The sequence below is a fragment of the Mucilaginibacter sp. genome (assembly GCF_028288225.1).
GTDB lineage: Bacteria > Bacteroidota > Bacteroidia > Sphingobacteriales > Sphingobacteriaceae > Mucilaginibacter.
Genome location: NZ_JAQBOC010000054.1, coordinates 83,807 through 98,029, shown reverse-complemented (window position 1 = coordinate 98,029; position 14,223 = coordinate 83,807). Strand labels below are relative to the sequence as shown.

The 14,223-nt window shown below is 39.7% G+C and carries 15 protein-coding genes; 5 read left to right on the top strand and 10 right to left on the bottom strand.

The features are described from left to right. Positions 1-54: 54 nt before the first annotated feature. Positions 55-972, bottom strand: a complete 918-nt coding sequence (gene fmt, locus JWQ54_RS16495) for a methionyl-tRNA formyltransferase (RefSeq protein WP_299586868.1) — start codon at positions 970-972, stop codon at positions 55-57. A 204-nt stretch (positions 973-1,176) separates the two neighbouring features. After that, positions 1,177-2,406 carry a DUF1343 domain-containing protein gene (locus tag JWQ54_RS16490; protein ID WP_299586865.1) on the bottom strand — a complete coding sequence of 410 codons (1,230 nt, stop codon included), beginning with the start codon at positions 2,404-2,406 and terminating at the stop codon, positions 1,177-1,179. A 154-nt stretch (positions 2,407-2,560) separates the two neighbouring features. Here JWQ54_RS16490 and JWQ54_RS16485 point away from each other — a divergent pair, with 154 nt between their 5' ends. Beyond that, on the top strand, positions 2,561-3,712 hold the full coding sequence (locus JWQ54_RS16485; protein ID WP_367187105.1) for an ABC transporter permease: 1,152 nt from the start codon (positions 2,561-2,563) through the stop codon (positions 3,710-3,712). Positions 3,713-3,862: 150 nt separating this feature from the next. On the opposite strand, the gene JWQ54_RS16480 is transcribed toward JWQ54_RS16485, so the two are convergent. From JWQ54_RS16480 to mazG, 4 genes are all read right to left on the bottom strand, one after another. After that, the gene (locus JWQ54_RS16480) at positions 3,863-5,191 is read right to left on the bottom strand and encodes a hypothetical protein (protein ID WP_299586859.1); all 1,329 of its coding nucleotides are present in this window, start codon (positions 5,189-5,191) and stop codon (positions 3,863-3,865) included. Beyond that, a complete protein-coding gene (locus JWQ54_RS16475) occupies positions 5,172-5,738 on the bottom strand; it encodes an RNA polymerase sigma factor (protein ID WP_299586856.1) in 567 nt (188 codons plus the stop codon). Before JWQ54_RS16475 ends, JWQ54_RS16480 begins: the two co-directional genes overlap by 20 nt. Positions 5,739-5,918: 180 nt before the next feature. After that, entirely contained in the window at positions 5,919-6,365 is a 447-nt protein-coding gene (locus JWQ54_RS16470; RefSeq protein WP_299586854.1) for a hypothetical protein, read from the bottom strand. Between the two features lie 62 nt (positions 6,366-6,427). Then, positions 6,428-7,231, bottom strand: a complete 804-nt coding sequence (gene mazG, locus JWQ54_RS16465; RefSeq protein WP_299586851.1) for a nucleoside triphosphate pyrophosphohydrolase — start codon at positions 7,229-7,231, stop codon at positions 6,428-6,430. Between the two features lie 155 nt (positions 7,232-7,386). Between mazG and JWQ54_RS16460 the strand changes: the two genes are divergently transcribed. After that, the gene (locus tag JWQ54_RS16460; protein WP_299586848.1) at positions 7,387-8,136 is read left to right on the top strand and encodes an ankyrin repeat domain-containing protein; all 750 of its coding nucleotides are present in this window, start codon (positions 7,387-7,389) and stop codon (positions 8,134-8,136) included. A 67-nt stretch (positions 8,137-8,203) separates the two neighbouring features. On the opposite strand, the gene mnmD is transcribed toward JWQ54_RS16460, so the two are convergent. The 3 genes from mnmD to JWQ54_RS16445 all read right to left on the bottom strand — a co-directional run bounded on the left by mnmD (position 8,204) and on the right by JWQ54_RS16445 (position 11,057). Continuing rightward, positions 8,204-8,884 carry a tRNA (5-methylaminomethyl-2-thiouridine)(34)-methyltransferase MnmD gene (mnmD, locus tag JWQ54_RS16455; protein WP_299586846.1) on the bottom strand — a complete coding sequence of 227 codons (681 nt, stop codon included), beginning with the start codon at positions 8,882-8,884 and terminating at the stop codon, positions 8,204-8,206. Positions 8,885-8,934: 50 nt separating this feature from the next. Then, positions 8,935-10,287: a rhodanese-like domain-containing protein gene (locus JWQ54_RS16450; protein ID WP_299586843.1), complete on the bottom strand. Its 1,353-nt coding sequence runs from the start codon at positions 10,285-10,287 to the stop codon at positions 8,935-8,937. A 410-nt stretch (positions 10,288-10,697) separates the two neighbouring features. Next, the gene (locus tag JWQ54_RS16445) at positions 10,698-11,057 is read right to left on the bottom strand and encodes a hypothetical protein (protein WP_299586841.1); all 360 of its coding nucleotides are present in this window, start codon (positions 11,055-11,057) and stop codon (positions 10,698-10,700) included. A 143-nt stretch (positions 11,058-11,200) separates the two neighbouring features. Between JWQ54_RS16445 and JWQ54_RS16440 the strand changes: the two genes are divergently transcribed. The 3 genes from JWQ54_RS16440 (at position 11,201) to JWQ54_RS16430 (ending at position 12,453) form a co-directional block, all read left to right on the top strand. Continuing rightward, positions 11,201-11,533 carry a single-stranded DNA-binding protein gene (locus JWQ54_RS16440; protein ID WP_299586838.1) on the top strand — a complete coding sequence of 111 codons (333 nt, stop codon included), beginning with the start codon at positions 11,201-11,203 and terminating at the stop codon, positions 11,531-11,533. 10 nt (positions 11,534-11,543) lie between these two features. After that, entirely contained in the window at positions 11,544-12,065 is a 522-nt protein-coding gene (locus JWQ54_RS16435) for a hypothetical protein (protein ID WP_299586835.1), read from the top strand. 112 nt (positions 12,066-12,177) lie between these two features. After that, positions 12,178-12,453: a hypothetical protein gene (locus JWQ54_RS16430; protein WP_299586833.1), complete on the top strand. Its 276-nt coding sequence runs from the start codon at positions 12,178-12,180 to the stop codon at positions 12,451-12,453. A gap of 280 nt (positions 12,454-12,733) precedes the next feature. Here the strand turns inward: JWQ54_RS16430 and JWQ54_RS16425 are convergent, their stop codons facing one another. Beyond that, the gene (locus tag JWQ54_RS16425; RefSeq protein WP_299586830.1) at positions 12,734-14,170 is read right to left on the bottom strand and encodes a PAS domain S-box protein; all 1,437 of its coding nucleotides are present in this window, start codon (positions 14,168-14,170) and stop codon (positions 12,734-12,736) included. Positions 14,171-14,223: the final 53 nt, after the last annotated feature.

The window sequence follows — 14,223 nt, the reverse complement described above, 5'->3', positions numbered from 1 at the left end:
TTGGAAACTTCGTAAATTTTTGGCAGGAAAATTTCGTGAGCCTTGGAAAGCCCGTTACAATTTCACCCCCCTCAAAAATTGCGCAATATCCATTTGCTTTTTGCCTTCCATTTGCACATCGGTTAAATGAACATAGCCATCCGATGCAGCAAATTTCAAATAGGTTTTATTGTCGGTTAAAAAGCCGCCGGGTTGTATGCCGGGTTCAGCCGTTTCAAATGTGGCATTAAATACTTTAAGGATCTTATCGTTCAAAAAGGTATAGGCAGTAGGATAGGGGCTTAATCCCCTAATCTTATTATAAATGCTTTCGGCAGATTGTAACCAGTCTATCAAGCAATCCTCCTTAAAAATTTTAGGTGCATGCCTCAATTCTACGCCATCATGTAAGGCCGATTGCGGGTGCTCATTATACCGGCCGCTTTCAACACCTTTAACGGTTTTTACCAGCAAGCCTGCGCCTTTGTTCATCAGGCGGTCGTGCAGGTCTCCGGCTGTTTCATGGCCCGTCAGGGTTATTTTTTCAGTGAATAATATATCGCCGGTATCTATTTCATGTTTCAGGAAAAATGTAGTAACACCACTTTCTTTTTCGCCGTTTATTAAAACCCAGTTTATTGGGGCTGCGCCACGATACTGCGGCAATAAAGAGGCATGTAAATTAATGGTGCCGCGCGGAGGCATGCTCCACACCACTTCGGGCAGCATCCTGAAGGCTACTACTACCTGCAGATCGGCATGTAAAGATTTTAACTCGTCTAAAAAATCCTGATTTTTTAATTTTTCCGGCTGCAGTACTTTTATACCGTTTGCTACCGCATATTGCTTAACGGCCGATTCATTTAGCTTTTGTCCGCGCCCGGCAGGTTTATCCGGCGCGGTTACCACGGCAATAACATCGCATCCCGCCTTTATCAAGGCATCTAATGATGCTACTGCAAACTGGGGTGTACCCATAAAAATAATCCTCATAAATAGATAAAACGCTAACTCCTAAAGATAGTTAAAAATAAACATTGTGACAAGAGCAAGCAATTCCGGCCTCACCCTGCCCTCTCCAAAGGAGAGGGTTCTAAAAAAGAACAAGATTTAATGCCTCTCCAAAAAAGCTGTTGCAGGTGACGCAACTCCACATTTAAAACATTCCGCAATCGGCATTCCCACTTCCGCATTCCCTTACGGATATAACAAATACTTCGCCCGCATCCTTTTATACTTATTTAAACCAGGCTCCCAACTTGCCCTTATCTGGCTTTCACTTTTGCCTGCCTCAATTTGTTTTCTTAAATCGGTTGTGCCGGCAAGCTTTGTAAAATAAGCGTTAAAAAAATGCTCCTTATCCGGGAATGCTTTGTACAGCTCAATCAACCATGCTAAATTAAGCTGCCCGCTGTTGTATTCGGTATTTGTATCGTAATTTTTCAGGTCGATGCCATAACAGGTTTTATTTTTCTGTGGCGGATCTTCGCTCATACCTTTAATACTTACCGGGGTAAATGAGTAAGTGTATTTTCCCTGTAAAGCCGGGTGCCCGATCTGCAAAAACGGCAACATGGTTCCGCGTCCAAGGCTAAGGGTTGTCCCCTCAAATAAGCATACAGAAGGATACAGCAAAACAGATGTACTGGTATTTAAGTTGGGCGATGGATTTACCGGCAAAATATAGGGTGTGCTATGCGTGTAGTTAGCCACCTTTATGATCTTTAATTTGCATTTTTCATGATTCTTTAGCCAACCTTCGCCATTCAGCATTTTGGCATATTCGGCTGTGGTAAGCCCGTGTACTACCGGGATAGGGTTCATGCCAACAAATGAGTGGTAAGCGGTGTCCAATATCGGGCCATCAACATAAAATCCATTGGGATTGGGCCTGTCTAATATCATCAGCTCAACATTGTTTTCGGCGCAGGCCTCCATAACATATTGCAGGGTTGAAAGGTAGGTGTAGAACCTGGCGCCAACGTCCTGTATGTCATATATTACCAGGTCAATACCCTTTAGATCATAAGGCGTTGGTTTATAATGTTTATTGCCGTAAATAGATATTACAGGCACCCCGGTTTTAACATCAATGCTGTTATTTACATCGGCGCCATTGCTGGCATCACCCCTGAAACCATGTTCGGGCCCGTAAATCTTTTTTATGGCGATGCCAAGCTCTATCAGGCTATCTAAACTAAGGGTTTGATTTCCACCTATTACTGAAGTTTGATTGATAACCATCCCTATATTTTTCCCTTTCAGGTAATCAATATACTGGTCCGTTTGGGCAGCGCCGGGTATCATTGTCACAATTTTTGCACCAATACCGGTCACAGGCTTATAATTGCTTTTTTGACCCAATACTGCACATGATAATGCACAGGCAATTATTGAAAATTGTACAAAAAGTTTTATCCTCATCATAAATAAATAGTGTTCATTATTTAAAACTGCCGGTTTTTAATCGCAAAACCGCATATTTGCGAAGGTACAAAAAATCCATGTCGCATTGAGTTTCGCCTATTTTATAGCTAACCGTATAACATTTAAGTCTAAGCGCACATTTTCAAAATTAATTGTGCGCATAGCTATTATTGGTATTATGCTGGGTTTGGGCGTTATGATATTAACGCTTACTATAGTAAGGGGCTTTAAACAGGAAATAAGGGAGAAGATCCGTGGTTTTTCCGGCGATATCCAGGTGATAAAGTTTGATCTGAACAATTCTTTTGAAAATTCACCTTTTGCGGCTGATAATGACTTTGTAAAGAAGGCGCTTACTGTTAATAATATTAACACTATCACACCTTTTGCAATGAAACCCGGTATAATAAAAACCCGCACCGAAATTGAAGGTGTAGTATTAAAGGGCGTTGATAAAACGTACAATTGGGCTTTTTTTAAAAAGAATTTGATTACCGGCAAGGTGCTTGATTTTACTGACACAATTCAATCAAAAAAACAGCTCCTGATCTCGCAATTTACTGCCAACCGCTTACAACTAAAGGTAGGCGATAAAATTTTGATGTATTTTGTGCAGGAACCTTTAAAAATCCGGCCATTTACTATAACGGGTATTTATAGCACCGGCATTGAAGAGGTTGATAAACAGTATGTAGTAGGTGATCTGTCATTAATAAACAGGCTCAATGGCTGGAAACCTGATGAAATTGGCGGTTACGAAATCCGGGTAAATGATTTTGATGATATAAATAATTCGGCTAACAATATTGATAACATACTGCCAACTAAACTGAAATCATATACCGTGACGGAAAATTATGGCGTTATATTCGGCTGGCTCGATCTGCTTGACGGGAATACCAAGGTGGTTTTAATATTAATGATATTGGTTGCCGTTATAAACATGATTTCGGCCCTGTTAATAATGATTGTTGAACGTACCCCCACGATAGGCATCCTAAAGGCAATGGGTGCCAATAACTGGGCCATACAAAAAGTGTTTTTATATAATGCGTTTTACCTGATAGGTTTAGGGATGCTGTTTGGCAATATGTTTGGTATTGGAGTAGGTGTATTTCAATCGCAAACTCATTTTTTTCAGCTCGATCAGGCATCTTATTACATGAGCTTTGTACCCATACAATTTAACTGGATTGAGTTGCTGATTTTAAATATCGGCACGCTGATAATATGTTTACTGGTAATGATAGGCCCTTCCATGCTGGTAACCCGCATTGAGCCGGTAAGGGCTATTCAGTTTAAATAGAGGTAAAAGGCAAAAGATAAAAGGTTTTAACTTTGACCATGCCTGAATAAATGGAGTAGTACGGAATTGGCCTGCGCAGACAGTTCTATTTTTTGCGCATTAACGCTGGATAAAATAAAAAGTGCTGAAAAAGGTTTATGAAACGCGTTTTCATTTATGTGATGATTGAAAGTTTAGTTTCAGGTTTAATCCCCCAGCGCCAAAGCGAAGATTTTGCGAACCCAAGCCATCAAGCGGGTATTTTAAAAACGGTTCAATTACAAGCCGGTTTTTGCCAAAAGGATAGCCAATGCCAACAGCAACATTCAATGTTTTTGCAAAATAAAAACTGCCGAAGTTTTTCCCGGTAGTTTGATCCTGCGGTTGCTGGAGCTTTTCGGAAAGGAACGACGGATAGTTATACTTATAAGTATATGATTCATCAATAAAAGTGCCCGAGCTTAACCCCATTGATACATAAGCATCACTTTTTTTCGGGTTAAACTCATATTTTATGTTGATGGGGATATCAAGGCCAACCAGGCTTGCATTATAATTTTTAATAGTTGGCGATGATGTGGCAGCAAAGGTCCCGGCCTGGGCGTTAGCGGCAGGCGTATAAAGGTTGCTTTTTACCAGGGCCGTTGCCGATGGAAAACCTGAATAACTTAGGGAGTTTTGCGCTATAGAAACACCTGTTACCAGTTTAAGGTTATTGCTGATCTTAATATCTGATGTAAAGCCCGCACCCATGTTTACCTGGTTATCGCTCCCTTTTGAATAATTAAAGTACGTGGCCGCATATACCGCAAACCTAACTTTCTTTGATTGCTCCACATCTTCGGTTTTGGGCGTTTTTGAACCTTTATCCTCATTAAACATAGCCATAATTGATTTTTCAGGTTTTTTCTCCTGCATCACCAATGATTTTGGCTTGTCGCTTTTTGGCTCATTGTTTACGGCCAGTTGAGGCAGCGTTGTTTTGCTAATGGATGTTTTTAAACTATCGACCGATTTTTTAGCTATATAGGTGCTTTTACCAGGAGAATCAATTAAAGGCAAATTTTGGTTTGATTTAACAGGGGTTTGACTTGTTAAATTACCTGGTAATGCAGCGGGGCGTAATAATCCTGCCTGGTAATTATGGGCAGATTGCGTTTTACCCGGGCCTTTTTCTGTAGCCGGGGCAGTGTTATGAATAGTATTTTTTTGAATTTTTTTAACAACTAAATTTTCTCGTTTAGGGTATTTTAATATTTTGACAACAGTATTTTTAGGCTGCTCCTTCGCATTTTTTATCCATAAGCCAACACCCAAAAATACCAGTAAAATTGCCGCCGCCGAACCCCACCACAGCCAGGCAAACGCGCGCCGCTTTGATTGCTCTTCAGGAAATTTCTCCCTTAGCAGCAACCAGCCCTCATCGGCAGAAGGGTCTTCGAAATCATCGAACACCTCCCTTATGCGGTTCTTTAAGTCGTTATCCAACTGATCGTCCATGGTTATGCTCTTCTGATCGTAATATATTCCTTAATTTTTCTTTAGCCCTGCTCAGGTAAACCCTTGATGAGCTTTCGGGGATAGTCAACAGCTTTGCTATTTCATCATGACTATAGCCATCTATTTCATATAAATTGAAAACGGTAAGCTGCATTGCCGGTAATCGCTGCATCAATTTTAAAATGTCCTGCACATTTAAATTTTCAACTGCATTTATGCTGGTGCCAATCGGCGTTGCATTATCAATTTCAACATGCAGCTGAAATTTCAGGTCCTTACGCCGGCGGTCAATAGCAGTGTTAACTATAATAGTGCGCAACCAGGCTTTAAAGGGCCTGTCGCTGTTGTAGCTTTTTATATTGTTAAATACTTTAATAAAAGCATCGTTAACAACTTCCAAAGCATCATCACGGCTAATACTATAGCGCAGGCCGATACCCATGGCATAGCCATAGAACTGCTTATAAAGCAGTTCCTGATATTTTAAGCTGCCTGTTTTGCACTTGCCAATTATTTCATCTTCAGCAATGCCCCGCGGTTGATGCATCAAATGTGTTTAATTCAGCTCAAATTTATTGTTCATTTATATCCAGTACGCAACAATGAATAAATTCGCTACAATAAATTGAAATTTAGTTTACGGAAGTATTATTTAAATATGGGGGTATTCAAATTATAAAGCCGGTTTTTTAAGGCCGGCTTGTTTTAAAACGGATCGGCAAATTTATTAGTTACCTGTTTTTTTCAGATCATATTGAAGTCTGAGCGTATCCTGGGCACCATACGCTTCCATTTTAAAATTGACACCGTCATAAGCATAAGCATATGTGCCTGTAAGGTGTGTTTTAGTTACCGGGGCTGTACTCGAATACGTATTATCAGTAAAAGTAATTACGTTATTAACCGGATCTGCTCTAAAGCTGCCCTTGCTGCCGGCATGAACAGTTGAAGTATCACCGGTAACTGTATAGGTTGATGATGGCGACATGTACACTACTATGTTTGTTTTTACAGTATCGATAGTAATACGATCGGTGTGGATATGTAAAAGCCTGAATTGTCCCGAATAAGTGCCATCAGGAATAGGTGTAGGGGCTGTTTTATTGCCGCCGCCCAGGCATCCGCCTGTTAATATTGCCAATAACGGTAATACGTATAGTAATTTTAGTTTCATAATTAATGGTGTTTAATTGGTTACGTTAACACTTTTATCAACGCTACAATTATCATCATATTTTAAATTCTTTTTGCCTCTTCCCAAAATATATCCATCTCGGCAAGGCTCATATTTTGTAAAGCCTGCCCATTCTCGGCAGCTTTACGTTCCAGGTATTGAAAACGTTTGATAAATTTATAATTTGTTTTCTCCAAAGCATCTTCCGGGTTAATATTTATAAACCTGGCGTAATTAATAAGAGAAAAAAGCAGGTCGCCAAACTCGCCTTCAGCTTTTTCATGATCAATAGTGCTTTCATCTTCGGCATTAAATTCATTTTTAAATTCCTGCAGTTCTTCTTCAACCTTAGCCCATACCTGTTTTTTTTCTTCCCAGTCAAACCCCACCCCCCGGGCCTTTTCCTGTATGCGTGATGCTTTTACCAGCGCGGGCAATGATGCAGGCACACCGCCTAATACTGATTTATTTCCTTCTTTTAACTTTATCTGTTCCCAGTTGCGCTTTACATCGTTCTCGTCCTGCACTTCAACATCGCTGTAAATATGCGGGTGCCTATTAACCAGCTTATCGCAGATACTGTTCAGTACATCAGTAATATTAAAATCATTGGTTTCAGAGGCTATACGAGCATAAAAAACAAGGTGCAGCATGATATCACCCAGTTCCTTCTTAATCTCGGGCATATCAGCGCTTAAAATTGCATCTGATAGCTCGTAGGTCTCCTCAATGGTTAAATGGCGCAGGCTCTCCAGCGTTTGCTTTTTATCCCAGGGGCAATTAAGGCGCAGATCGTCCATAATGGTGAGCAGCCTGGAAAAGGCAGTTTCAGGCGTTGATGCGGTAGATGGAGGTGTTAATGGCATAAGTTTATAATCACAAATTGCACGAATTTTTTCGAATTACACGAATTAAGCGCAAAAATAAGGTTTAAGTCTGGAAAGTCTGATTAGTTATTTAATCGACTTTTAAAAGTTCTGAAAATTCGCCTAACTTTATCTATCAAACAGAAACATTTACCATGCCCAATTACAGCCAATTACTTTATGATATTGAAGTACATTCTGTTGAAGGGATCAGCAGGTACTTTGAGCAGGGCGGCAGCCCTAATGAAATTCATGATGGTATGCCTCTTTTTACAACAATGGTTGAGATGTACACCCGTACTCCCCGGTTTAGAGATTGTGTAAAATTATTTATTGATGCCGGTCTGCAGTTTGACGATAAGGCCCTGCTGGCTGTTTTTATTGATGGTGCTGAAAAGTTAAAAGAATTGATTGGTAACGATGCGGACATTATATCCAAAACCTATTCATTGTTCAATAATACCTATACCCCTTTAACCGGTGGTACGCTGCTGCATTTCTGTGCTGAATATAACAGCACTAACTGTGCAAAGGTATTGGTGCAAAATGGAGCAGACGTAAATGCAAAAGCAGCATTGGATGAATATGGTTTTGGCGGGCATACCCCAATTTTTCATACAGTTAACCAAAACAGCAATAATTCTGCCGGGATGCTGGATTTCCTGCTCCAAAATTCAGCAGAATTACTCATCACAGTTAAAGGATTTATATGGGGCAAAGGTTATGAATGGGAAACCTTTATCCCGGCGGCAAACCCAATCAGCTATGCCATGATGGGATCATTACCGCAAATGCACCGGAAGGAAAAAACGGTTACAGCTGTTGTATCGCTGTTGATTAAACATGCTTTCGGCATTGATTATACGCCAAAGAATGTTCCAAATGCTTATTTGGTGAGAGGATGAATTGTCGGCTTTTTGAAGATATTTTTTAGAATTTTTAAAAATCAGCGAAATCAAATAATCAAAAAAATCAGCGGTTTATTTTCACGGCCCGCAGCATTTCTCTTTTACCCGGTGCGCCAGGTGCTTTCTCCACCTTGCAGTCTAAAGCCTTTATTGCGCGTTTTAAGTTGCCTGTAATGGCGTAAGTAACAAACACCCCGCCCGGCTTTAAGTATTGTATGGTATGACCGATGGCTGTTTCATCCCACATTTCCGGCTGATACGCCGCAGCAAAGGCATCAAAATAAATAATATCATATTGTTGTGCAGATTGAAAGTTTAGTAAGGGAGTATTTGCAATTTGCAGTTTGCAATTAGGGCTTATGGATATTTCTCTGCTTAAAGCATTAGCATATTGTTCAATAAATTGTTGCCATAGCTCCGTCGAAACATATTGATCATATCCGGTTTGGCCGATCATTTCTTTTGTTAAGGGATAGGCTTCAATGCCGGTATAATTTAGGTTGATATGTTTTTGATCACAAAGATCGGCGCTTAACAAGAAGTTTAAGCCGGTGCCAAAACCAACTTCTAATACTGAAACGGGCGCTTCCAAATCTGCTGCTCCATCCAAAAAGTATTGCAGGCCCGAATTTACAAATACATGCCTGCTCTCCTGCAGCGCGCCATGTTTTGAATGGTAGTTTTCACCAACCAGCGCGTTGTAAATGGTGTTTGACCCGTCGGCAGTTTGTACTATTTTAAGCATATTTTATGATTGCACCGATTTTAAAAGGATTGCGCCGATTATTGCTGAACTCAAACAGCTACCCTCTGATTAGCAATCTCTACTACAACTTCCTCTAAATCATAAACAGGCACATTATCTATCTTGCCGCTGATAATGCTTAACGCTGCTGCTGATCTGTAACCTGCAGCACAATGTACCACTATCGGTTTATCTGCAGGGATTTCATTGATCCTTTCGCGTAGTTCAGGGAGTGGGATGGTAATCGCGCTTTTAAATATCAATTTTTCTTCTGTTTCATTCCTGTTACGCACATCAACCACGATATAGTTTTCTGTGTGCCGTACAAAATCGGATAAATCCAGTTCTGCAGATTTTTCCGTCGCTGAAGCAGGGCTTAATATGGCCGCTTTAATATTTTGCTCGTAACCAATTTTGGCTGCCTTTTTTATCATTATATCTAATTCAGCTTCATCAGCTGCAATCAAATAAAACGCCTCGTCAGGGTTAACTATTGACCCCAGCCAGGTTTCAAATTTGTCGCCATTCTGCAGGTTAATAGCTCCTTTTACATGGCCGTTCCTAAAATCATGCTTAGGTCGCGTATCAATAACAAGCGTGCCCTTTTCTAATACAGCATCCTGACCGGGTTTGATTACAGCATTAACACTATCGTTAAATGATGGTGCCCCTTTTTTATTGGTTTCAACATCATGCCCAAAATATTTAGGTACAAATGGCTGGTCGGTAGTAAGTGTTTTAACAAATTGTAATTCATCCATCAGCTGCAATGCATAATTTTCGCGTAGTTCGCGGCCTATGGTGCTTTGTAAGTCAGCACTCATATTTTTACCGCATAACGAACCAGGGCCATGTGCCGGGTAAACTATTATATGGTGCGGCAGCTTCATCAATTTATCGCGGGTTGAATGATACATCTGCCGGGCCAGCTCTTCTTTTTTGGCGGTAATATTGCCAACGTTTTCACGAAGGTCGGGCCGGCCAACATCGCCAACAAATAGGGTATCGCCGGTAAATAAGGCGGTTTCCATGCCGTCTTCATCCTCCACCAGGATACATATCGAATCGGGTGAGTGACCCGGGGTATTTATTGCTTTAAGCTTTGCATCGTTTAGTTGTATGGTATCGCCATCATCAAATGTTTCATGCGGATATTCGGCGCCTGTTAGCTTGCTGGTATAAATAACAGCACCGGTTGTTTTGTGGATCTCCAGGTGCGAGCTTACAAAATCAGCATGGGGATGTGTTTCTATTACACCCACAATGTCGGCATCATGCTGAGCCGCAAAATCATAATAAGCCTGCGGATCACGGGCAGGGTCAATCACCACCATTTTTCCGGTCCTGATAAGTGCGTATGAGCCATGCGCTAATCCCTTGTCGTAAAATTGTTGGATTATCATTTGCATGCAAAGATAATGTTATTTCGGATTTTTCGCTTTTGGTTATTTTTTCAAGATGCTCAAGAGGGCTACGCCGTTTCGGAATTTCGATTTCGGATTTAGGTAATAATATGACGCTGGGTTAGTTATTTCGGAATTCGGATGTTCGATTTTCGCTATTGTTTATTTATCTTCAATGGTGCTCAAGAGGGCTTCGCCGTTTCGGATTTTAATAACAAGATGGTTTTATATACAAAATGTTTTTGAAGCCTTCTCTTTTGTGGAGGATTATTTACATTCTATTTGTTTTTTAATGGTGTTCATGATGGCTTCGCCGTTTAGGTGAGGTTTTCCCTGTATTTTAACAAATTCCGCAATCGGCATTCCGACTTCCGCATTCAAATTCCGAAATGAACATCCGGTATCCGAAATCAATTCTCCTCCCTTTTTACCAGCAAAAATTCATCACCATCCAGGGGCAGATAACCGTATTCATAACAAAAATGATAGGTTTTGCCATTTTGAGTTTGATAGCTGCGGGTATGATAATCAAAATCAAATCCCTTGGCTGAGAGTTTTTTGCGGGTAGTTTTTGTTTTGCCGCCCGGATTTAATTCCTCCAGGATCCGCCGGTTACGACGGAGGATATTATTGATATTTCGTACTAAATTATAGCTGCTGCTGTTAAGCTGGTTGTTATAATTATTACGGCATAGATCATTACAGAACTTTTTATCAGCCCTGCCATGTAATGTTGTGCCGCAATCAAGGCATAGTCTTTCCTCATTCATCAGCTAAAGATAAGTAAAATATTATCCGTTTGCAAACGGTTGCAAACGGAAATTGTCGACTATAAGCGGTTAATAACCGGGTAGGGTGCAAGTTGCTGCTCACCTTTGTAGTGTCAATTAAAAACAAAATAATTTAAAAGAACATGAACTCATTAAGAAACAGTGTACGCCTTGTAGGCAACCTGGGTATGGATCCCGAAGTAAAAAATTTTGACAACAACAAACAGTTAGCGCGTTTTTCAATAGCTACCAACGAAACGTATAAAAACGACAAGGGCGAAAGGGTTACAGAAACGCAATGGCACAATTTAATTGCATGGGGTAGCCAGGCAAAATTTATTGGCGATTACCTTAAAAAGGGTGATGAAGTGGCCATTGAAGGCAAGTTAACCAATAAAAGCTGGGTTGATAAGGAAGGCAATAAACGTTATGCGACAGAAGTAGTAGTGAATGATCTTATAAAGCTTAAATCTTAACGCTGCCAATATGAAAAGGTATATACTGGTCGCTTTTTTTTCATCTGTTGTGTGCAGTGCTAAAGCCCAAAAGCTTGAAAAACCAAAAAGAGATAAGATTACCGGCGCTATCACACTTTCAGCGAAAGAGCAGGTGTTGGCAAATCCGTTCACCCTGCCAGGACATTACCTGGCAGGCAATATTGTAAGGGGGACGGGTTATTGGGCTATATATTTTCACTTAAAAGATGGGTTGGATATATATTATTATGTGTTGAAGGGTGATAAGGCTATTATAAAATTTACCGACGGTAAACTTTTGGAAATTTCAGCGGCTTCTGATGAGCAATCATCTATTATTCCTTATGCAACGCCACCTGTTGCCGAAAGCTTTTTAGCCTTTGAATTGACGGACGAAGACGTAACCGCTCTTCTAAATGGCAAAATATCGGTAATAAGAATCAATACCTCCCAGGGACCTTTTGATTATGATATAAAAGACAGTAAATCTGAAATAATTAAAAAGCAGCTTGAGCTAATAACAAAGAAGTAAAATAAATTATCCAAAAGATAATTGTCTTGAGGTGCTTTGGATAATTTTACATAACCTAAATCAACTCAATCTAACCTAATCAACCAAACGACTAAAATTTATTATATTTGTTATGTACTTAGAAGCAAAAGAAACGGCCCGCCTGTATAAATTGTTATCCGATAAATTAGGTAACGAGACCACCGAGGCCATGTTTAAATACATTGATAACAAAACTGAACGATCAGTGGAAGCAACAATAAAAACATTAGCTACGAAAGAAGATTTGGCAAAAGTAAAACATGATCTTAGTAAAGACATAAGCGCTTCTGTAAAATGGATGTTCATTTTTTGGGTAAGTCAACTTGCTGTAATGTTGTCTATAGTATTCCTTATATTAAAAAAATAAGCACCATGATCAAATAATTTACCATTGCTTAAATTTATTTAGGTAATGGTTTTAATATATGGTGAATACTTAAGAGGATAGTATTATGAATAGGTTTATTAGCCTTTGATCCTAATCGGAAACTTTAGAAATGCCGGTTATAAAAAAGCACTTATCATTTGGCTTACTGCTTCATCAATAATACAAATCGCAATTGTATATTTTATTTGTTCTCATCTTGCTAAAAAATAACTTAGTACAACCGGTCAACTTTTCCAACTCATTCAACCTCCGGCATAACCTACTCTTCACCCTTCAAATAAATGGTTTTTTCAACAATGGTATGAATTACCGCATCCAGCTCTTTTGCAGTAATATCAATATGGTTAATTATCTCCCTGTTCATAGGGTTGTCCAGCATATTCTGATCAAATAAATTAACCAGGCCTAAAATGGTTGCTACAGGCCTCCTTATTTCGTGCGAGCTTATTGAGGCAATTTCCTGGAGCCTTTTATTCTGATCCTTAACATGGTCCTGGGTTCTTTTATTTTCAATTAAAACACGAAGAATATTTGTTGTACGCTCAATCATCAATAGCTCGTCTGGCGTGGGGTCTCGTTTTTTTGTATAATAAATGGCAAAAGTAGCAAGCACCTCTGAGCTGTTTGAACTTATAATAGGGGTAGACCAACAGGCTTTAAGGCCATGCGGGAGAATCAGATTTTTGTAATCTTCCCATAGCGGGTCTGTTTCAATATTGCTAACTATCACCTGCCTGCGATGATAAGCTGCGGTGCCGCACGAGCCCGCTTTGGGTCCGATTGAGGTCCCGTCAATTGCTTTACAATATTCTTCCGGCAACCTTGGTGCTGCCAGGTGATATAGCTTCTCCTGCACTTCATCAACTTCCAAAACAGAACAGATCATATCGGGGAATATTTCTTCTATACCTTTTAGCAGTTCGTTAACGGTTTGCGATAAAGCATATAATGATGAGGCATTTAATTCGAGTACGTTCTTTTCGAGCGCAAGTATTAATTGCTGTATTTTTATATTGGTAATGTCTCTTATAAATACTGCTATTTCATCCTTATAGGGATAAATATTAACTCTCAACCACCTGTGAAAATAAGTATTGAAATATTGCAGCTGGGTGGATAAATTTCCTTTAAATGCAATTTCAAATTCTGCCAGCACCTTATCCGTGATCCCCAAATTAACCAGTTGCCTCAAATTCAGACCTTTAACTTCTTCACTTTTTAACCCGGCTATTGCCAGGAAAGCAGGGTTAAAAGAGGTTATTTGCCAGTTATTATCAATAATAAAAAAGCCTTCATTAAAGCTTTGTATAATATGCTGAATATTACCGGTGGTATCCTCATGACCTGCGTTATTAAAACTTCCGGTTAAATTAACACCAATAGCATATATAAGGTTATCGTCGGCGTTTAAAATAACCGACCACCTGATATTGTAATACCGCCCGTTTTTGGCCCTGATACGACTTTCATGACCGGTAATTTTACTATTAATTGATAGGTTGTTAAAAAGGTCATCTCTTCTTTTTATATCAGCAGGATGTGAAAAATCGTTTGCCTTTTGACCCTCCAGTTCTGATTCTGAATAACCGAGGACCTCCCTGAAGGATGGATTTGTTCCAACAATTGTCCCATCCCTGTTTAAAATACAAAAGAAATCGCTGGATTGGTCAAATAGAAAGGTAAGCCTTGAACCCATTTTTTAAAAGGATTAGGTATTTGATCGGAATATCTAAAATTAAGGATATTTCC

Coding starts and splice junctions, on each gene's coding strand:
- fmt (WP_299586868.1), bottom strand. CDS start 972: ATGAGGATTATTTTTATGGGTACACCCCAGTTTGCAGTAGCATCATTA.
- JWQ54_RS16490 (WP_299586865.1), bottom strand. CDS start 2,406: ATGATGAGGATAAAACTTTTTGTACAATTTTCAATAATTGCCTGTGCA.
- JWQ54_RS16480 (WP_299586859.1), bottom strand. CDS start 5,191: ATGGACGATCAGTTGGATAACGACTTAAAGAACCGCATAAGGGAGGTG.
- JWQ54_RS16475 (WP_299586856.1), bottom strand. CDS start 5,738: ATGCATCAACCGCGGGGCATTGCTGAAGATGAAATAATTGGCAAGTGC.
- JWQ54_RS16470 (WP_299586854.1), bottom strand. CDS start 6,365: ATGAAACTAAAATTACTATACGTATTACCGTTATTGGCAATATTAACA.
- mazG (WP_299586851.1), bottom strand. CDS start 7,231: ATGCCATTAACACCTCCATCTACCGCATCAACGCCTGAAACTGCCTTT.
- JWQ54_RS16460 (WP_299586848.1), top strand. CDS start 7,387: ATGCCCAATTACAGCCAATTACTTTATGATATTGAAGTACATTCTGTT.
- mnmD (WP_299586846.1), bottom strand. CDS start 8,884: ATGCTTAAAATAGTACAAACTGCCGACGGGTCAAACACCATTTACAAC.
- JWQ54_RS16450 (WP_299586843.1), bottom strand. CDS start 10,287: ATGATAATCCAACAATTTTACGACAAGGGATTAGCGCATGGCTCATAC.
- JWQ54_RS16445 (WP_299586841.1), bottom strand. CDS start 11,057: ATGAATGAGGAAAGACTATGCCTTGATTGCGGCACAACATTACATGGC.
- JWQ54_RS16440 (WP_299586838.1), top strand. CDS start 11,201: ATGAACTCATTAAGAAACAGTGTACGCCTTGTAGGCAACCTGGGTATG.
- JWQ54_RS16435 (WP_299586835.1), top strand. CDS start 11,544: ATGAAAAGGTATATACTGGTCGCTTTTTTTTCATCTGTTGTGTGCAGT.
- JWQ54_RS16430 (WP_299586833.1), top strand. CDS start 12,178: ATGTACTTAGAAGCAAAAGAAACGGCCCGCCTGTATAAATTGTTATCC.
- JWQ54_RS16425 (WP_299586830.1), bottom strand. CDS start 14,170: ATGGGTTCAAGGCTTACCTTTCTATTTGACCAATCCAGCGATTTCTTT.